Source organism: Pseudazoarcus pumilus (assembly GCF_002872475.1).
GTDB lineage: Bacteria > Pseudomonadota > Gammaproteobacteria > Burkholderiales > Rhodocyclaceae > Pseudazoarcus > Pseudazoarcus pumilus.
In genome coordinates this window covers 1,184,367-1,202,715 of sequence record NZ_CP025682.1, presented here as the reverse complement: position 1 = coordinate 1,202,715, position 18,349 = coordinate 1,184,367, and the positions used below count along the sequence as shown (strand labels likewise).

General features: G+C 66.0%; 14 protein-coding genes. 6 read left to right on the top strand and 8 right to left on the bottom strand.

Annotation, left to right across the window (positions count from 1 at the left end; all coding sequences use genetic code 11):
* Positions 1 to 6: 6 nt before the first annotated feature.
* The 6 genes from C0099_RS05760 to C0099_RS05735 all read right to left on the bottom strand — a co-directional run bounded on the left by C0099_RS05760 (position 7) and on the right by C0099_RS05735 (position 9,692).
* Positions 7 to 1,005: an HD domain-containing phosphohydrolase gene (locus tag C0099_RS05760; protein WP_102246558.1), complete on the bottom strand. Its 999-nt coding sequence runs from the start codon at positions 1,003 to 1,005 to the stop codon at positions 7 to 9.
* Entirely contained in the window at positions 1,002 to 4,322 is a 3,321-nt protein-coding gene (locus C0099_RS05755; RefSeq protein WP_102246557.1) for a PAS domain S-box protein, read from the bottom strand. Before C0099_RS05755 ends, C0099_RS05760 begins: the two co-directional genes overlap by 4 nt.
* 39 nt (positions 4,323 to 4,361) lie before the next feature.
* The gene (locus C0099_RS05750) at positions 4,362 to 4,805 is read right to left on the bottom strand and encodes an oxidoreductase (RefSeq protein WP_199797657.1); all 444 of its coding nucleotides are present in this window, start codon (positions 4,803 to 4,805) and stop codon (positions 4,362 to 4,364) included.
* Between the two features lie 98 nt (positions 4,806 to 4,903).
* Positions 4,904 to 6,127 (bottom strand): ATP-grasp domain-containing protein, encoded by a 1,224-nt coding sequence (locus tag C0099_RS05745; RefSeq protein ID WP_102246556.1) that lies wholly within the window; start codon positions 6,125 to 6,127, stop codon positions 4,904 to 4,906.
* 325 nt (positions 6,128 to 6,452) lie between these two features.
* On the bottom strand, positions 6,453 to 8,480 hold the full coding sequence (locus C0099_RS05740) for a hypothetical protein (RefSeq protein WP_123785220.1): 2,028 nt from the start codon (positions 8,478 to 8,480) through the stop codon (positions 6,453 to 6,455).
* A 111-nt stretch (positions 8,481 to 8,591) separates the two neighbouring features.
* The gene (locus C0099_RS05735) at positions 8,592 to 9,692 is read right to left on the bottom strand and encodes an alkene reductase (RefSeq protein ID WP_102246554.1); all 1,101 of its coding nucleotides are present in this window, start codon (positions 9,690 to 9,692) and stop codon (positions 8,592 to 8,594) included.
* 145 nt (positions 9,693 to 9,837) lie between these two features.
* Here C0099_RS05735 and C0099_RS05730 point away from each other — a divergent pair, with 145 nt between their 5' ends.
* On the top strand, positions 9,838 to 10,950 hold the full coding sequence (locus C0099_RS05730) for an LLM class oxidoreductase (RefSeq protein ID WP_199797656.1): 1,113 nt from the start codon (positions 9,838 to 9,840) through the stop codon (positions 10,948 to 10,950).
* Between the two features lie 6 nt (positions 10,951 to 10,956).
* Here C0099_RS05730 and C0099_RS05725 read toward each other — a convergent pair whose 3' ends face one another.
* The gene (locus C0099_RS05725) at positions 10,957 to 11,997 is read right to left on the bottom strand and encodes a DUF2235 domain-containing protein (RefSeq protein WP_102246553.1); all 1,041 of its coding nucleotides are present in this window, start codon (positions 11,995 to 11,997) and stop codon (positions 10,957 to 10,959) included.
* A 186-nt stretch (positions 11,998 to 12,183) separates the two neighbouring features.
* On the opposite strand from C0099_RS05725, the gene acdA reads away from it, so the two are divergent.
* A complete protein-coding gene (gene acdA / locus C0099_RS05720) occupies positions 12,184 to 13,389 on the top strand; it encodes a 3-sulfinopropanoyl-CoA desulfinase (protein ID WP_102246552.1) in 1,206 nt (401 codons plus the stop codon).
* Between the two features lie 65 nt (positions 13,390 to 13,454).
* On the opposite strand, the gene C0099_RS05715 is transcribed toward acdA, so the two are convergent.
* Entirely contained in the window at positions 13,455 to 15,671 is a 2,217-nt protein-coding gene (locus tag C0099_RS05715) for an OsmC domain/YcaO domain-containing protein (RefSeq protein WP_102246551.1), read from the bottom strand.
* 175 nt (positions 15,672 to 15,846) lie between these two features.
* Between C0099_RS05715 and C0099_RS05710 the strand changes: the two genes are divergently transcribed.
* The 4 genes from C0099_RS05710 (at position 15,847) to C0099_RS05695 (ending at position 18,187) form a co-directional block, all read left to right on the top strand.
* Positions 15,847 to 16,137 (top strand): nucleotidyltransferase family protein, encoded by a 291-nt coding sequence (locus C0099_RS05710; RefSeq protein WP_102246550.1) that lies wholly within the window; start codon positions 15,847 to 15,849, stop codon positions 16,135 to 16,137.
* A complete protein-coding gene (locus C0099_RS05705; protein WP_102246549.1) occupies positions 16,130 to 16,480 on the top strand; it encodes a HepT-like ribonuclease domain-containing protein in 351 nt (116 codons plus the stop codon). Before C0099_RS05710 ends, C0099_RS05705 begins: the two co-directional genes overlap by 8 nt.
* A gap of 128 nt (positions 16,481 to 16,608) precedes the next feature.
* Complete coding sequence (locus C0099_RS05700; RefSeq protein ID WP_456300070.1) at positions 16,609 to 16,821, top strand: hypothetical protein; 213 nt, start codon at positions 16,609 to 16,611, stop codon at positions 16,819 to 16,821.
* A 337-nt stretch (positions 16,822 to 17,158) separates the two neighbouring features.
* On the top strand, positions 17,159 to 18,187 hold the full coding sequence (locus C0099_RS05695) for an IS30 family transposase (RefSeq protein ID WP_102246546.1): 1,029 nt from the start codon (positions 17,159 to 17,161) through the stop codon (positions 18,185 to 18,187).
* Positions 18,188 to 18,349 lie beyond the last annotated feature (162 nt).

Sequence of the window (18,349 nt, the reverse complement as noted above, 5' to 3'; positions counted from 1 at the left end):
CCGGTCTCAATCGGCCCAGCGCGCGCGGATCTCGAGCATCTCGGGCAGGTGCTCGACGAACAGGTCGACCAGGCGCGCGTCGAAATGCCGGCCGCGCTCTCGTTGCAGCAGCGCCACCGCCTCTTCCACCGGCCAGGCATGCTTGTAGGGGCGCTCACTGGTGAGCGCGTCGAACACGTCGGCGATGGCGACGATGCGTGCCTCGATGGGGATGTCTTCGCCCGCCAGCCCGGCCGGATAGCCCGAACCGTCCCATTTCTCGTGGTGGCACAGCGCGATGCGCCGCGCCAGCGCGAGCAGGCCGGTCTCATGCTCGCCGATGATGCGCGCGCCGATCTCGACATGGCTGGCCATGATCTTCCACTCGTCCGCGTCGAGCTTGCCGGGCTTGCGCAGAATGGCGTCGGGAATGCCGATCTTGCCCACGTCGTGCATCGGTGCCGCGTGCAAAATCTCGTCGGCGACGCGCTCGCCCAGGCCGGCGGCGAGCGCCAGCACGCGCGAGTAGTGGCTCATGCGGATCACGTGGCGACCGGTCTCGTCGTCCTTGTACTCGGCGGCCACCCCCAGGCGCTGCACGATCGCCAGCCGCGTGGCGACCAGTTCCTCGACGCGCACCAACTTCAGGTGGGTGCGCACGCGCGCGCGCACCACCGCCGGGCTGACCGGCTTGGTGAGATAGTCCACGCCACCGGCGTCGAAGCCGCGCGTCTCGTCGCCGACCTCGGCCAGCGCCGAGACGAAGATCACCGGAATCGGCGCGGTGGCCGCCTCGTCCTTGAGGGTGCGGCACACTTCGTAGCCGGTCAGGCCGGGCATCATCACGTCGAGCACGATCAGGTCGGGGTGTGAACTGCGTGCGATCTGCAGGGCACGCTCGCCGTCGCGGGCGAACAGCAGGCGATAGTCCTCCTGCAGAATCTCGCGCAGCACGTGCAGATTCGACGGCTCGTCGTCGACCAATAGCAGACACGGTCGCGCGTCCCCTTCGCCCGTTTCGCTCATCCTCGCTCCTCCTCCTCGCGTGCAGCGGCCAGTTCGCCCTGCAGACAATCGACCGCGCGGTCGAAGTCGAATTCGTCGATTGCGGCGCACAGCACGCCGTAGCGCTCCACGCCGATGTGTGCGCGCAGCGCGCGCAGGTGATCGTCGTCGATGCCGCCGGCACGCAGGCGCGCCAGCAGCGCCTCGCCATGATGCACGAGCGCGCCGCGCGCCGCCGCATCGCGCTCGACGGCGCGATCCGTTGCGGGGATCGCAGCCGCGCCGAATTCGCCCATGGCCTCGTCGAGCCGGGCCGACAGATCGGCCAGTCCTGCGCGCCACACGCCCTCGGCCATCTCGCCCTGCAAGGCCGTCTCCAGCGCAGCGGCGGCACGTTCGACGCGCAACAGCGACAGGTTGGCCGCCGCCCCGCGCAGACGGTGCAGTTCGGCCAGCGCCGCGCTGCGCTCCCCGCTGTCCAGCAGGGCCGCGATCGCCGCGGGCACGTCGGACTGCGCCGCCACGAAGCGGCGCAGCGCATCGATGAGTGCAGCGCGCGACCCCCAGCGGTGCTCGCCGGCGCACCAGTCCACAGCACCGACCGACGTTGCTTCGGTCGACACCGGTGATTCGCCGGCCGAATCCGCCAGACCCAGCACGCGTGCGATCTCGCGCTGCAGGGCCGGCCACTCGATGGGCTTGGAGGCGAAGCCGTCCATGCCGGCCTCGCGCGCGGCCGCGCGGTCCTTGTCGAGCACGCTCGCCGTGAGTGCGATCACCGGCGTCGGTGCGCGCTCGCTGCCACGTTCGAAGTCACGGATCATGCGCGTGGCCTCGAGGCCGTCCACGCCGGGCATCTGCATGTCCATCAACACCACATCGAATGTCTCGTGGCAGAAGGCGCGGAAAACTTCCTCGCCATCGGCCGCGGTCACCACGGTGTGACCGGCCGCGCCCAGGGCGACGCGCAGCAGCTCCAGGTTGTCGGGCACGTCGTCGGCCACCAGCATGCGCAGCGCGGGCAATCGCGTGCCCGCGAAGGCCCCCGGCATGCCGGCCTCGCCGGCCGCAAGCGGCAGACAGACTTCGAAGGTGGAGCCCTCGCCAAGCCGGCTCTCGGCGCGGATCGTGCCGCCCATCAGTTCGACGAGCTGGCGCGCGATGGTGGTGCCCAGGCCGGTGCCGCCGAAGCGCCGGCTCATCGATGCGTCTGCCTGCACGAAGGGATCGAAGATCTGGGCCAGGCGCGCCTCGTCGATGCCGATGCCGGTATCGGCGATGGCGATGCGCACGAGCGCGGCGTCCTGCGTGACCTCGACGCGCACGTGGCCGTGCTCGGTGAACTTGATCGCATTGCCTACCAGGTTGATCAGCACCTGACGGATGCGCAGCGCGTCGCCGCGGAAATGTTCGCCGGTCGCGCGGTAGTCGAGTTGCAGCGTGACGCCCTTGCGTTCGGCCTGCAGCAGGAACATGTCGGCGACGTGGCCGACCAGCTCGCGCAGCGAGAAGTCCTCCGTTTCGAGTTCGATCGCACCCTTTTCGAGCTTGGCCGTGTCGAGGATGTCGTTGAGCAGGCCCAGCAGCGAGCGCGCCGCGCCGTGCACCGTACCCAGATGGCGGCGCTGGTCGGCGCGCAGCGGTGTATCCAGCAGCAGCTCGGAGAAGCCGATGATGGCGTTCATCGGCGTGCGGATCTCGTGACTCATGTTGGCGAGAAAGGCGCTGCGCGCCTCGGCGGCATGCTCGGCGCGCTCCTTGGCGTCGCGCAGGTCCATCTCCATCTCGCGGCGCGCGCTGATGTCGATGATGACGCCGTCGAGCCAGCGCACCTTGCCGTCTTCGTCGCACACGCCGCTGGCGCTCTCCCACACCCAACGGGTGCTGCCGTCACGATGCACGACGCGGTACTCGGTTACGTAGCCACCGCCCTCGGCGAGCGCCTCGGCGATGCAGTCGAACACCGGCTCACGATCGTCCGGATGAACGATATCGGCCATGTTGCGACGCCCGGACATGAATTCCTCCGAGGGCCAACCGCTGATCTGCTCGACCGCGTCGCTGACAAAGATCACCTCCCACTCTCGCGTGGGCAGGCAGCGGAAGGCGGTGCCGGGGATGTTGCGTATCAGCGAAGCGTACTGCTCCTCGCGCTCGCGCAGCGAAGCTTCCATGGCCTTGCGCGCGGAAATGTCGGTGATGTAGCCGACGAACACCGGGCCGCCGGCCACACGCGCCTCGCCGATCGCCAGCCGGATCGGCATCGGGCTGCCGTCGCGCCGCTTTGCCGTGACCTCGCGCCCGACGCCGATGATGCGCGCCTCGCCGGTGCGCCGGTAATGCGCGAGATAGCCGTCGTGTGCGCCCGCGTGCGGTTCGGGCATGAGCATGCGCACGTTGCGCCCGATCACCTCGTCTGCCGTCCAGCCGAACAGACGCTCGGCCGAGGCATTGAAGCTGGTGATGACGCCGAAGCCATCGATCGTCACGATGGCGTCGACCGCAGTGTCGACGATGGCGCGCATGCGCGCCTCGTCGTCATGCACGCGGCGATACAGGCGATGCAGGCGGATCAGTGCATTGGCCAGCGCGACGAGCATCACCAGCCCCAGCGAAAGCGCGCCAATCCACAAGGCCAGGTCGGTGGCCGAGCCAGCGCCGCTGGCGTGAGTCGCCTCGCGGCGACCGATAAATACTGCCGCAGCCATGCCGCTGTAGTGCATGGCCGAAATCGCCAGACCCATCACGATGCCGCCGAGCACCACGGCGCGCGTCTCGTCGATGGCGTGACGGCGCAGCAGGCCGAAGCGGATCCACAGCGCGGCGATCGCGAACACCACGGCCACGGCGATGGACGCGACGAACCATGCGGCATCGAGGCGTAGCAGCGCGTCCATGCGCATCGCCGCCATGCCGGTGTAGTGCATCGCGCCGATGCCCAACCCGATCGAAGTACCGCCGAGGAGCAACTGCGGCGTCTGGATGCGCCGGCGCGCGAACAATCGCAGCGCGATCCACGCCGCGACGAAGGCCGGCAACACGGATGCCGCAGTGAGCGTGCGGTCGTAACTCACCTCGATGCCGGCATCGAGCGCGAGCATGCCGACGAAGTGCATGGCCCAGATGCCACCGGCCAGCGCCACGGCGCCACTGAGCACGGCGAAGTTGCGCGCGAAGCGGTCGGGTGCGCTGCGCGCCAGCCCGCCCACCTGCAAGGCCATGATGGATGCGGCGATCGCGATGAGTACGGAAAGTGCGGTCAGCCCCGGTTCGTGATGGCCAAAGAGGATGGCTTCCGGGGGGTAGGCGTCCAGCGCGAAGAGCGAGAGGATTTGCATGCGGTTGCGCGGACCTGTATCGGAACTCGGGAGCGCGTTTCAGCCGGTGCGCCGCATCGCGCCCGATTCGAGCAGCTCGCGCAGGCGCTCGCTGATGCGCCCGCGACGCGCGTCGAGCAGTTCCCGGCGCGCCTCGTCGCGCCGCAGCCCGCGTTGCACCAGCACATCGAGCATGCGGCCGAAATAACGACGCCGGCGTTCGCCGGCGTCGCTCATGTCACGTCGATCGTCGAAGGTCTCCATCAGCGTCGAACCACAGGCGCAGTTGCGAAACAGTTCGACGACCACGGCCACCCCTTCCTCGTCGGCGGCCTCCTTCAGCCCGCTGCCGCGTGGCACCGGCTGCGTCTCGCGCAGCCATTGCTCCGGCGTCGCGTACTCGCGGCCGCAACAGCCGCAGCGACGCGGAAAACTGCCGGCCGCGATCTCTCGCAGGCCGGCATAGAGCAGGCGGGCCTCATCGGCGTGCAGACTCTGATTCACGGGCTTCCCCACACAAGCGCCTACATCTTGCCATCGGCCGCGCTGTGCGACAACGACGGCGCGGGCCCGGGAAACGCATGAATCCGGTCTGCGTTCGCTCAGACGTAGTAGTCCAGTTCCTCCTGATGCTTGAGCAGGTCACGCAACGTGTACGGGTCCTCGCCGAAGAAGTACACCAGACCCCAGTGCGTGCCGAAGGCCGTGCGCTTGGTGACGATTTCCTCCAGCGGCGCGGTCAGTTCGTGCGACTCGAAGTACGGATGCTCCTCGGTCTCGGCCGGGATTTCCAGCTTGCTCACCACGCGGCGGCGCGGGTACACGCCGAAGCAGCCCGCATGGCCCTTGGCATCGACCACCTCGCGCGGGAAGAAGGCGGTGATCTCTTCCTCGGTGGTCTTGGGGTCGAAGGCCAGCACCAGGCCCTGATAGGCGTTGAAGCCGTAGGCGCGCTCGAGCAGTTCGAACACCTTGAAGCCGGGCGGACGATAGGCGACCTCGCCCAGATACATCTCGTTGTCGCTGGTGACGAAGTACTCCGGGTGGATGAAGCCGAACTCGATGTCGAAGGTCTTGATGAGCTTCTCGATCTGCTTCTCGACCAGCGGACGCAGCTTCTCCAGCTCGGGCGTGGCGGGCACGAACACCGAATAGCCCAGCGTCACGTACTCCGAGATGTTGAGAAAGCGGATCTTGCCGTTGTGCACCCAGGCTTCGACCGCGAACTCCCAGCCGTCGAGGTGGCTTTCCATCAGCACCGGAAATTCCTCGTCGGGGATGGCGTCGATCTCGTCGGGCGTGCGGATCACGCGGTGCCCCAAGCAGCCGGCCTTGTCGAAGGCCTTGAGGTGAATCGGGTCGTTGGGGTCGCCGTCGAGCTTGAGCAGGGTCTGGTTGACGCGCTTGAGAAAACGCACCACGTCGCTCTTGTCGTGCGCTTCCTCGAAGATGCCCACACGGATGCCGCCGAGCTGTGCGCGGCGCTTCATCAGCGCCTTGTCGCGGAACAGGATGGACTGGCCGAACAGGCGCGGGTTGTCCATCAGCACCGAGTTGATCGCGCCGGCCCACTCCACGGTTTCCTCGAACAGCGGGATGGCGACATCCACGCCTTCCTCCTTGAGCTTCTGCGCGATCTCCATCGAGCGATCGTTGATGCGTTCGAAATCCCACGACATGTAGGGGATTTCGTGCTGCGTGCAGTATTCCTCCGCCCACGGCGGCGCGACCACGACATAGCGCCGGTCGAAGCGCTCGAGCGCGTCGATGGCGTTCAGACTCCAGCCCAGCAGGGCCACATAGCCTTTTTCGGGATTCTTTTCCATTGTTCGGACTCCTTGTCGGTTCGTCGCGACACGCAGCAAGCTGCGGGCGGATGGCCCGCGGTCGCGTCATGCCTGCGAATGCTTCGGTCGGATGCGGGTTATCGTCGCCCCGCTCGTGGCAGGCGACGCCGAGAGACGGCTGCGCGGCGTGAAGACTCGCCACGGCCGGAACCAGCAGAAACCGGCCGTGGCCGGAGTATTGACGCCGGTCGATGACCGGCTCTGTGAAGCTTGCGCGAACCCGATCGACGCCAACTGCATCGCCCAGGTTCGGACCTGCTTTTAAGATGCCCTGCCGCGCGGCCGCCGTCAACCGGCGCCAGGTTCAGACCGGGCCCGGCGAAGTCGGCGCGGCGGCCTGCAGCGCGGCCACGCCCTCCTCGATGCGGTCGCGCGCCCAGCTCTCCTCGGCCATGCATCGCACCTCCGCCACGGCATCGTCCGGCACGCCCGCTCGGCTGCCCGGCTCGAGCGGATCGTAGTGGAAGATGTACAGGCGCGAGGCCAGCTGCGCGAACGGCAGCGAGGACTCGCCGAAATATTCGCCGTTGCCCTCGGTCGACACCACCACGCCGCAGCCCCAGTCCTGGCCACCGTCGTTGTTGGGGTTGTAGAAGTAGGCACGCATCTCGCCGCGCATGTCGAGCGCGCTGCGAATCAGCGTGATCGCGTGCCAGCCGACGAAGCGACCGCTCGAATCGGTCACCGCCACTCCGGCCGGCTGCAGGTGGATCTGCGGCTGGTTGCCGTTGTAGTACGGATGGTAGGACGCATAAAAGGTGCGCACAAAGTCTTCGTACTCGTGCAGCCGGCCACTGGCCACGTCCACCGCGATGGCGAATCCGCGCCCCACCCACCAGCCGTGGAATTCGGGGTTGATCCACTTGTGCGGATCCTCGGGCCGCGTCGCTGCGAGCCGGCCCATGCCCAGGTAGATGCGATCCAGATGCGGCACCAATACCAGAGACACCGCGTCCAGATCCAGATGCAGCGCGTCGACCAGCCCGGCCGGCAGTTCCGCCGAATTCAGCGGCGAGCCCTCGAAATGCATGGTGATCGAATCGTCGCGCGCGGCCCACGCGAGCAACTGCATCAGGTAATCCGGGTCGTTGTAGGCCCACATCGAGATCGCACGTGCGCTCTGGCAGGTCGGGTTGTGCCCCTGGCCCACGCCGAAGGGCTGGCCCAGCACGTTGAGCAGGCCGGCGAGCAACTGCACCGAAGGTGCCACCGCCATGCCGAACACCCGCGTGATCATCTCGGCGGTGCTCGCATGCAGCGGCAGGCGAAGCTGGCGCCACAGCGCCGGCGCCACCGGCGGCGAGAACAGGATGCCGCGCTCGAGCAGACAGGACAGCCCATAGACCGCCTGACAGGTTTCCGGATGAATCGCCTCGTCGATCAGCGCACGAATGAGTTCGACGTAGGTCAGGAAGGTATCGGTGCCGGTCGTGCTCAGCCCCAGCGCCGAGGGCAGCAGGTCCGGCTGCTGTTCGAGCAGCCAGCGCATGAGCACCGCGTGATAGGCCGACACCAAGCCGGTGTCGGCCATCGAACGCGCGAATCCACCCGCCTCCTGCTTGAGCGTCTGCGCATCCATGTGCGCCAGCGCCTCGCGGTAGGCGTCCAGCCCGGGGTCGTACTGCGTGGCCTGGGTCGGACCGAACAGCGCACTGGTGAGCCGGTCGGCGCCGCGCAGGCTGTTGACGTCGGTGTCGGGGTCGGCCAGCACCACCGCGAGCTTGGTGATCATGGTCTTGGCGCCGTCGACCTTGACCGGGCGCTGGCGCAGGATGCGCCACACTTCCTCGACCAGTTGTTCGAGCATCGAGTCGTAGCCGATGCGCTCGGCGATGAAGGCGAAGACCTGGCGCGCCGCGGCCGTGCGGCGCTCGCGCGAGGCCTCGGTGGCGCGGTCGAATACGTAGTCCAGATTGACCGCCAGCGCCTCGCGCAGGAAGTGCACCGCCTGCTCGGCGGAAACCCCGGGATGGCGCGCGCGGTTCTCGGCCAGCGCCAGCCAGCGCAACAAACTCAGGCACTCGACCGCGACGGTGCGCTCCTCGCCGAACTGCAGCGTCGACGGGATGAGTTGCGCCTGCAGGCTCTCGGGCTCGGCCCAGTCGCTGCCGGCGAACACGCCCGCGGCCTGGAACTGGTCGGCACGTTCGGCCAGCACCTCGACGCCGCCGGGGATCGCCAGCAGGCGGCGGGCGGCGTCGATGACCTCGATGGCGTGCGCCGTCTTGGCGATGCGGCTGGCCTGCTCGAGACGCGCATAACAGCGTTCGAAACGCGACACGGCCGCCTGCAGGCGTTCGGAATGATCGGTATTGACGGAGATATCTGACATCGACGGGAAGCGGCGGGTGCCTCGAGTGCGCGCGAAACGCGCCCGGAACGGCACGACGGGCTCAGCATACACCAGCGGCACGTGATGTGCCGCGGGTGCATCGGCGAGGGATTACTCCGTCACACGGTCCTCGAGAAACGGATAGTCGATGTAGCCCTCGGGGCCGCCACCGTAGAAAGTCGACGGATCGGGCTCGTTGAGCGGCGCGTTCTCGTACAGCCGACGCACCAGATCCGGGTTGGCGATGAAGGGCACGCCGAAGGCCACCAGATCGGCGTCGCCGGTGGCTACGGCCTGCATGGCCAGGGCGCGGTCGTAGCCGTTGTTGACCATCCACGCGCCCGGGAAGGCCTCGCGCAATGCCTCGTAGTCGAAGGGCGGATCGCAGTCCTCGGGCTCGCGCGCACCACCGGTTTCGCCCTCGATGACGTGGATGTAGGCCAGGCCGAGCGGCGCGAGTGCGCGCACCACGTGGCCATAGAGCGCCTGCGGGTCGCTGTCGCGCGGCGTGTCGTTGAAGGTGGTGACCGGACTCAGGCGCACGCCCACGCGCGCCGCGCCGATCTCGTCGCATACCGCCCGCATGACCTCGACGAGCAGCCGCGCGCGGTTCTCGATGCTGCCGCCGTAGGGGCCGCTGCGGTCGTTCGCGCTGTCGCGCAGGAACTGTTCGAGCAGATAGGTGTTGGCCGCATGCACCTCGACGCCGTCGAAACCGGCCTCGATGGCGTTGCGCGCGGCGCGACGGTAATCCTCGATCAGCGCCGGAATCTCGTCGTCGGCGAGCGCACGCGGCGTGGAGGTGTCGACGAAACCGTCACGCGTGAAGGTCTTGGCGTTGGGACGGCGGTTGGTGGACGACACCGGCTGCGCGCCATCGGGCAACAGCGAGCTGTGCGAGATGCGTCCGACGTGCCACAGCTGCATGACGATGCGCCCGCCCGCCGCATGCACCGCCTCGGTGACCTTCTTCCACGCCATCACCTGCTCGGCGCTGTGGATACCCGGCGTATCCAGATAACCCTGCCCCATCGGGCTGATCTGCGTGGCCTCGGTGATGATCAGCCCGGCGCCGGCGCGCTGGCGGTAGTACTCGACGGTCATCTCGTCGGGCACGGTGCCGCGCGAGCGGTTGCGCGTCAGCGGCGCCATCACGATGCGGTTGGGCAACTCGATGTCGCCGATGCGAATGGGGTCGAACAGCGTCGTCATGGGACTCCTTCGTGACTTGTGGAAAAGGGGCTTTGAGCCATGCCGCGCCGATTCGTTCGCAACGCCGAACGAGCGGTCGCCACCGAAGGGAATCGTCGGGTCCGCGCTAGAATCCCACGCCGACACCCCAGGCCCGGAGAAGCGTTTGTCTACATCACCCGAGTGGCGCCGCAAGCTGCGCAAGATCCTCATCGGCGAGAACGACGCCGACCGCCTCGGCCGCAAGCGCTTCAAACCGCCCAAACGCGGCTTCCCGCCGTTCGGCCGCAAGCACGACGATGCGCCGCCGGCGCCCTATGTGCCGCCGGACACGCCGGGATTCCGGCGCATGTTCGCGCGTGACCGGCTCACGCTGGGCCTGTTCTTCGCGATCGACAACTACGACGGCGACACCCCGGACATGAGCCGCCAGGTGGAGCTGGCCCGCCGCGCCGACGAGTTGGGCTACGCCGCGCTGTGGACGCGCGACGTGCCGCTGCGCGACCCGAGCTTCGGCGATGTCGGACAGATCTACGACCCCTGGGTGTGGCTGGGCCTGATCACGGGCGCGACGCGCGACATCACGCTGGCCACCGGCTCCATCGTGTTTCCGCTCAACCACCCGATCACGCTCGCCAAGGCCGCCGCCTCGGTGGACAACCTGTCGGGCGGGCGGCTGTTCCTGGGCATCGCCTCGGGCGACCGCGCGGTGGAGTTTCCCGCCTTCGGGCAGGAGATCGAGCGTCGCGGCGAACTCTTCCGCGAGTCGCTGGCGTATTTCAACCGGCTCATCGGCGAATCCTTCCCGCGCATCGACTCGCCGCTGGGCAAGCTCGCGAATGCCGACCTGATCCCCAAACCGCTTCACGGGCGCATCCCGATCGGCATTACCGGCCACTGCCGGCAGGACCCGGAATGGATCGCGGCCAACTGCGACGCATGGATCATGTATTCCAACGACCCGACCACGCAGCAGATCGTGATGAGCACGTGGCGCGATGCGGTCTCCGCGAGCGGTGCCGACTTCAAGCCCTTCGCCCAGCCCTTGCACATCGATCTGGCCGAAGACCCGGACGAGCGCCCCGCCCCGCAGCGCTCGGGCTTTCGCCTCGGACGCAACCTGCTGATCGAATTGCTGGAGCGATACCGTGCGACCGGCGTCAACCACGTCGCGCTCAACTTCAAGCGCGGCCGCCGCCCCGCGGCCGAGGTCATGGAAGAGATCGCACAGGAAGTGCTGCCGCACTTTCCCAGCCACGATCCGTCCTCGCGCGACTGAGACGATTCAGGTGGCGACGTCGAGCGCGTCCCAACCCTGCTCTTCCACGAGCTTCTTCAACTGGGGCGGGCGATAGCCCGCATCCGCCTCGTAACGCACGCGCACGCTCGGGTGGATGCGTGTCGGCTTGTCGGGAACGATCAGCTCGCGCTCGCGCGGGCGCTTGAAGCGATGCACGTGGCGGCGGGAGTTGTGCGTGCAGCCGCGCACCCCGTCGGTAAGCGACGCGCGCAGATAGGCCTCGGTCGCCAGTCCGGCAGCTTCCGCCTCGTCCAGCATCCAGCCCAGCGGCACGTCGGCGGCGATGCAGCCGTTGTCCTTGTCCGGCGGATAGGAGCCGCCCACGTCCGAGTGCACGCCGGCAAACCACATCTGCTTCAGGTCGACCTCTGGCCGCGGCGTCCAGATCGTCGGCTCGAAGTCCCGACGCTTCTCGTCGATGGACAGCGCATGGCGTGCGAACGCCACGTTCGCACCCATCTTGGTGTCGTAGAACTCGTCGTGGCCGTCGAACCAGCCCATCAGCGACACCGGAATGCCCAGCGCCCCGACCGTGTCCCACACGCCGACAAAATGCACCGCCCGCGACGCATGGCTGTGGTCGTCACGAAACTTCACCGCGACCTTGCCGCTGGGGTGGAAATCCACCTTCGGATTCTTGTAGATGTGCCAGGCCTGAGCGATCAGCCGCGCATCGGGCCGGCGCACGATGCCGCAGTTGTTGATCAGCCCGCACAGCGCCCGCACCGTGTATGCGCCACGGCTGAAGCCGAACAGGAAGATGCGGTCGTCCTCGTCGTAGTTCTGCACGATGTAGCGGTAACCGTCGAGGATGTTCTTGTGGATGCCGCGCCCCGTCGCGCCAGCAATCGCGCTGTCGTGATACGAGCCCAGCCCCCAGTCGTAGAACACGTGCTGCTTTACGCCATCGGCCAGCGGGCTGACCGCCCGCGCCAGGCGCAACACGTTGGTCGGATGATCCTCGTCCAGATTCTCTTCCGGACGGTTCCAGGTGCCGTCCGCGCACACCACCAGATTCGCCATCATTCGTCCTCCGCTTCGCCGGCCCTGCGATCACTGCGATCAATCCGGTCTAGCACCGCACAGACAATAATGCAATTGCCATATTCTTCGATGGCGACGCACGCCCCGCGCGCCAGTACGTGAAAGACACAACTCCGATCTACGCCCACGCGGCGTAAGCTCGCCCCGAGAACGCACGAGGAGAACCCGATGACCACCCTGACCCCCGACCAGCTCGACCTGCAGGCACGCGCACGCGAACTTGCCCAGGGCTGCTTTGCAACCACCGCGGCCGCGACCGACCGGACCGAGGAATACCCCTGGGCCAACATCGTCCGGCTGCGCGACGCGGGCTTCGTCGGCATGACGCTGCCGCGCGCGCTCGGCGGACAGGGCCGTTCGTATCTGGACGCGGTGATCGTGGTCGAGGAAATGGCCAAGGCCTGCGCGACGATGGGCCGCATCACGGTCGAGACCAACATGGGGGCAATCGGCGCCATCGTGCGTTACGGCAGCGACGAGCAGGCCAAACTCGCCGCCGCGCTGGTGCTCGAAGGCGACAAGCCGGCGATCTGCATCACCGAACCCAATGCCGGCAGCGCGGCGAGCCAGATGAGCACCCGCGCCGACCGCAAGGGAGATCACTACATCCTCAACGGCGAGAAATACTGGATCACCGGCGGTGGCGTGTCGCGCCTGCATCTGATCTTCGCGCGCGTGTTCGATGACGGCGTGGAACAGGGCATCGGCGCCTTCATCTGCGTGCGCGACGGCGACAAGCCCGAAGGCCTGGTCGTGGGCCGGCGCCTCTACGCGATGGGCGTGCGCGGCATTCCCGAGACCTACCTCGAATTCCGCGATCTGGCGGTGCACAAGTCGATGATGGTGGTGCCGCCCGGCGGCCTCAAGCGCGGCTTCGCCTCCCTGATGACGGCCTACAACGCGCAGCGCGTCGGGGCCGGCACGGTGGCGCTGGGCATCGCCCAGGGGGCTTTCGAGGAAGGCGTGGAATACCTCAAGCGGCGCGAGCAGTTCGGCCGCCCCATCGCCGAATTCCAGGGCCTGCAGTGGATGGTGGCCGACATGTCGACGCAGCTCGAAGCCGCACGCCTGATGCTGCACGACGCCGCGACCAGCGGCGAAGAGTTTCCCGATCTGGACCGCGCCGCGCGCGCCAAGCTGTTCGCCGCCGAAACCGCCAACAAGGTCACCAACGACGCCCTGCAGTTCTTCGGCTCGAGCGGCTACGGCCGCGACCAGCCGATGGAGCGCCACGTGCGCGACGCGCGCATGTTCACCATCGCCGGCGGCACGGCGCAGATCCTGCGCACGCAGATCGCCTCGCGCGTGCTCGGCATGAAATTGCCGCAAACGCGCGACGGCTATCTGAAGCTGGCTGGCGAAGACAAGGGTTGAGGCTGCGGTCGGTCCCGCACTCCAACGCCGAGTGCGACTGAAGGCGGAGAGACCTCGCGTCTCCCCTAGCCGGCCATGGCCGCACGCTTCGCTCTTGCTACGTGCAGTTTCCTGTAGCTGTCGATGCGGCGCTGGTGCCGGTCCAGCCCTTCCAGTTTCATGCTGGTGGGCGTCAGGCCGAAGAAGCGCACGCTGCCGTCGACCGAGCCCATCGCGGCATCCATCTTCTCGTCGCCGAACATGCGGCGGAAGTTGGCTTCAAAGTCGTCCAGTTCCAGCTCGTCGTCCAGCACGACCTCCAGCACCACATTCAGGGCCTGGTAGAACAGGCCGCGTTCGAGCGTGTTTTCGTTGTACTGCAGGAAGGCACCCACCAGGTCGTGGGCTTCTTCGAACCTCTGCAGGGCGAGGCAGATCAGCAGCTTCAGCTCCAGAATCGTCAACTGGCCCCACACCGTGTTCTCGTCGAAGTCGATGCCGATCAGCGTGATGATGTCGGTGTAATCATCCAGCTCGGCTTCTTCCAGGCGCTCCAGCAGGGCTTCCAGCGCCGCATCACTCAGGCGGTGCAGGTTCAGGATGTCTTCGCGGAACAACAGCGCCTTGTTGGTGTTGTCCCAGCTCAGGTCTTCGACCGGATACACCTCGGAATAGCCCGGCACCAGAATGCGGCAGGCCGTGGCGCCCAGCGTGTCGTACACCGCCACGTACACTTCCGTGCCCAGCGCTTCGAGGATGCCGAACAGCGTGGCGGCTTCTTCCGTATTGCTGTTCTCACCCTGGCCGGAGAAATCCCACTCCACGAACGCGTAATCCGCCCTGGCACTGAAGAAGCGCCACGACACCACGCCGCTGGAATCGATGAAGTGCTCGACGAAGTTGTTGGGCTCGGTGACCGCGTTGCTCTCGAAGGTGGGCCGCGGCAGGTCGTTCAGCCCTTCGAAGCTGCGGCCCTGAAGCAGTTCGGTGAGGCTGCGCTCCAGCGCCACCTCAAGGCTCGGGTGCGCGCCGAACGACGCAAACACGCCGCCCGTGCGCGGGTTCATCAGCGTCACGCACATCACCGGGTATTGCCCGCCCAGCGACGCATCCTTCACCAGCACCGGAAAGCCCTGCTTCTCCAGGGCGTCGATGCCGGCCTGAATGCCGGGGTATTTGGCCAGCACCTCGGGCGGCACATCCGGCAGCGCGATCTCCCCTTCCAGAATCTCGCGCTTCACCGCGCGCTCGAAGATCTCCGACAGGCACTGCACCTGCGCCTCGGCCAGCGTGTTGCCGGCGCTCATGCCATTGCTCAGATACAGGTTGTCGATCAGGTTGGTCGGGAAATACACCACCTCGCCGTCCGACTGGCGCACATACGGCAGCGCGCAAATGCCGCGCTCCACGTTGCCCGAGTTGGTGTCGACCAGATGCGATCCACGCAGCTCGCCGTCGGGATCAAAGATCGCCAGGCAGTGTTCGTCGAGAAGACCCTCAGTTAGACAATCTCGCAGCGCATCGTCCGGGCCGGGCGCAAACCAGCGCTCCTCCGGGTAATGCACAAACGCCGCGTTGGCGATGTCCTCGCCCCAGTACTGATCGTTGTAGAAGTGATTGCAGGCCAGCCGCTCGATGAACTCGCCCAGGGCCGAGGCCAACGCGCTCTCCTTGGTGGAGCCCTTGCCGTTGGTGTAACACATCGGCGAATGCGCATCGCGTACATGCAGCGACCACACGTTGGGCACGATGTTGCGCCACGAGGCGATCTCGATCTTCATGCCCAGGTCGGCCAGCACGCCCGACATGTTGGCGATGGTCTGCTCCAGCGGCAGATCCTTGCCGGCAATGTAGGTGCGCGCATCCGCATCGGGTTGAAGCGTCAGCAAGGCCTGCGCATCGGCGTCGAGGCTTTCCACCTCTTCAATCACGAAATCCGGCCCCACCTGCACCGCCCGTTTCACCGTGCAGCGGTCGATCGATCGCAGAATGCCGGTGCGATCCTTGGCCGAAATATCCGCCGGCAACTCCACCTGAATCTTGATCGTCTGCTTGTAACGGTTTTCCGGGTCGACGATGTTGTTCTGCGACAGGCGGATGTTCTCGGTCGGAATGTCGCGCGCGTCGCAGTACAGCTTCACGAAGTACGCCGCGCACAGCGCGGAGGACGCCAGAAAGTAATCGAACGGCCCCGGCGCCGAGCCGTCGCCCTTGTAGCGGATGGGCTGGTCGGCGATGACCGTGAAGTCGTCGAACTTCGCTTCGAGGCGAAGCTTGTCGAGGAAGTTAACCTTGATTTCCATGCGGGTTCCGGAGAAGCGGGTGAGGCAAAGTGGCATTATCCGGGTTTTCGCGGCGGTAACCTTGGCCGTGCAGCCGACCCGCCCGAAACCCGCCGTCGCCAATCCGGCGCGCTAGAATGCAGCCATCGCCAAGGCGCGTTCGACCCACGAGTCCGCGCCTACCGGAGGCCGATCCATGAACAGGCAGCACATCCTCGACCTGCTGGAGCGCTCGAAGCCCGAACTGCAAAGCCGCTTCGGCGTGCAGCGCCTCGCCTTGTTCGGCTCCGCTGCCCGCGACGAGGCCACCGAAAACAGCGACGTGGACGTGCTCGTCGCCTTCGACGGCCCCGCAACGTCCCAGCGCTACTTCGGCGTGCAGTTCTACCTCGAAGACCTGCTTGGTCATCCCGTCGATCTGGTTACCGAAAAGGCTCTGCGGCCAGAGTTGCGCGCCTTCGTCGAGCGGGATCAGATCAATGTCTGAAGCGCGGGCCTGGCGTTTCTACGCCGAGGACATGCTTCGGTTCGCGAATGCCGTGCTCGACTACACCCAGGGTATGGATCAGAGAGCGTTCGTGGGTAATCGCTTGGTGTACGACGCATCGCTGCGCAATCTCGAACTGGTCGGAGAAGCCGCCACGCACATCCCGTCTCAAATCCGCGAAGCCCACCCGTCGATTCCATGGCGCATGGTCGTTGCCACGCGAAATCGATTGATTCACGGTTATCTCGGGATTGACGACGACACCTTGTGGAGCATCATCCGCGACGACCTACCGTCCTTGGTCGAGAACTTGAATTCTGTTCTTGGTCGGGATGTGACCTGACATCTCGGAATGAGCGAGTCTGAGGAATGTGGTTTTGCAAGACTTGACCCCGAGTCCTCTGCGCCGGCAATTCATTCTTCAACACGCTCGGCAACATCGCACTCAACGCGCGCGTCGGCCTGCTGTTCGTGGATTTCGACAGCGGACAACTCGTGCAGATCGCCGGCAACGCGACCATCGACCACGACAGCACGGAGCGCGCGCACGACGCCGGGGCATTGCGTCTCTTGCACGTGCGGATCGATGTCGTGCGCCGACTCACTGGCGTGATGGCGCTGCGCTGGGGGCGGGAAGCGCAGTTGTCGCCGCATTTGGTGGCGACGGGGGAATGGCGGGATTAGTTTGTGGCGGGGAGCGGTATAAATTCTAGGCCTGACCCTGCCGCTCTTAACGTTGAGATATCACGCTAAGTATAAATTCTAGACCTGACCTTCCCTCATTCCCTCCAAAACAGCATTTGAATTACCCATGCCTGCTCTCACACTTCCTTAGGTATAAATGCAAGACCCTGAAGATTTCTCTGCTGAGTTGCAAGCTCGGCTAACGAATCACTTTCACTCCCTCATCGCAGTCCAATTCAGGATCAAAACAATCCGTAAGGTTCAACTCCTTCAGAGGGTTGCCTGAACAGGCTAGTCTCAACTTCCAAGTGCAACACCCATCATTTAGGGTGTTGTCATGCAGAGAAACTACACACACTTGTCGGCTGAGGAGCGCGGTTTGATCATGGCGGAGCGATTGCGCGGCAGTTCGGGAGCGCACATTGCGCGAATTCTGGGGCGCTGCCGTTCGACGATCTCGCGCGAGTTGAGCCGCAACCGGGTACCGGATGGCGACTACCGAGCCACCATCGCCGGAGCCGCGTACCGGCGCCGTCGCCAAGCCTGCGTGCGGCCATTGAAACTGGTGGAAGGTGCGGCGCTGTACGCTTTTGTGCGCCACAAGCTGCTCGACCGCTACTGGTCGCCGCAACAGATCGCTGCCAGACTGCGCCAGATGCATCCCGACGACCCCACCCGGCAGGTCAGCCACGAGACGATTTACGCGACCATCTATGCGCATCCGAAAGGGGCTTTGCGCCAGGACATGATCGCCGCGCTGCGCCAATCCAAGCCCGCGCGCGGGCGCCCGCGCAGGAGTGCGGCCCGTCCCGGCGGATTGCCCATTGCCGAGGCGCTGCGCATCCACAACCGCCCCGAGGAAATCGAATCGCGCCAGTTGCCAGGGCACTGGGAAGGAGATTTCATCAAGGGGGCGTTCAACCGCTCGGCCGTGGGTACGCTGGTCGAGCGCAAGAGCCGCTTCGTGGTGCTGTGCAAGATGGACGGTTGCAGCGCCGAGGCGGCGCTGGAGGGTTTCACGCGGCAGATGAAAAAGGTGCCGGCCTTCCTGCGCGAGAGCCTGACCTACGACCGGGGCAGCGAGATGGCGCGTCATGAGGAGTTGGCCCGGCGACTGAAGCTGGACATCTGGTTTGCCGATCCGTACAGCCCCTGGCAGCGCGGCAGCAACGAGAACACCAACGGCCTGCTGCGCCAGTTCCTGCCCAAGGGCGCGGACCTTTCACAAGTCAGCCAGATACAGCTCAACGCCATCGCCCGGCTGATGAACGGACGACCCAGACAGACGCTGGAATGGAAAACACCGGAAGAAGTCATGGCCCAGGACATCGCTCAATTTCGCAACCGTGTTGCACTTGATTCTTGAGGCGGAGCAGGAAAGTACCTCGAGCGGGGGCCCTGAAGTTAGATCAAGCTCCGCCAGCCGATTATCTGTACAAATAAGCATCGCAAGCCTCGACCGCACAGGACTGAGGTCAAGTTGGATGAGCGCATTGTCGTTACAGAACAAATATTCCAAATGCCGCAC

What these genes read in the sequence shown, in the direction of transcription:
- C0099_RS05760 (WP_102246558.1), bottom strand. Translation starts at nt 1,005, where the DNA reads ATGAGCGAAACGGGCGAAGGGGACGCGCGACCGTGTCTGCTATTGGTC.
- C0099_RS05755 (WP_102246557.1), bottom strand. Translation starts at nt 4,322, where the DNA reads ATGCAAATCCTCTCGCTCTTCGCGCTGGACGCCTACCCCCCGGAAGCC.
- C0099_RS05745 (WP_102246556.1), bottom strand. Translation starts at nt 6,127, where the DNA reads ATGGAAAAGAATCCCGAAAAAGGCTATGTGGCCCTGCTGGGCTGGAGT.
- C0099_RS05740 (WP_123785220.1), bottom strand. Translation starts at nt 8,480, where the DNA reads ATGTCAGATATCTCCGTCAATACCGATCATTCCGAACGCCTGCAGGCG.
- C0099_RS05735 (WP_102246554.1), bottom strand. Translation starts at nt 9,692, where the DNA reads ATGACGACGCTGTTCGACCCCATTCGCATCGGCGACATCGAGTTGCCC.
- C0099_RS05725 (WP_102246553.1), bottom strand. Translation starts at nt 11,997, where the DNA reads ATGATGGCGAATCTGGTGGTGTGCGCGGACGGCACCTGGAACCGTCCG.
- acdA (WP_102246552.1), top strand. Translation starts at nt 12,184, where the DNA reads ATGACCACCCTGACCCCCGACCAGCTCGACCTGCAGGCACGCGCACGC.
- C0099_RS05715 (WP_102246551.1), bottom strand. Translation starts at nt 15,671, where the DNA reads ATGGAAATCAAGGTTAACTTCCTCGACAAGCTTCGCCTCGAAGCGAAG.
- C0099_RS05710 (WP_102246550.1), top strand. Translation starts at nt 15,847, where the DNA reads ATGAACAGGCAGCACATCCTCGACCTGCTGGAGCGCTCGAAGCCCGAA.
- C0099_RS05705 (WP_102246549.1), top strand. Translation starts at nt 16,130, where the DNA reads ATGTCTGAAGCGCGGGCCTGGCGTTTCTACGCCGAGGACATGCTTCGG.
- C0099_RS05695 (WP_102246546.1), top strand. Translation starts at nt 17,159, where the DNA reads ATGCAGAGAAACTACACACACTTGTCGGCTGAGGAGCGCGGTTTGATC.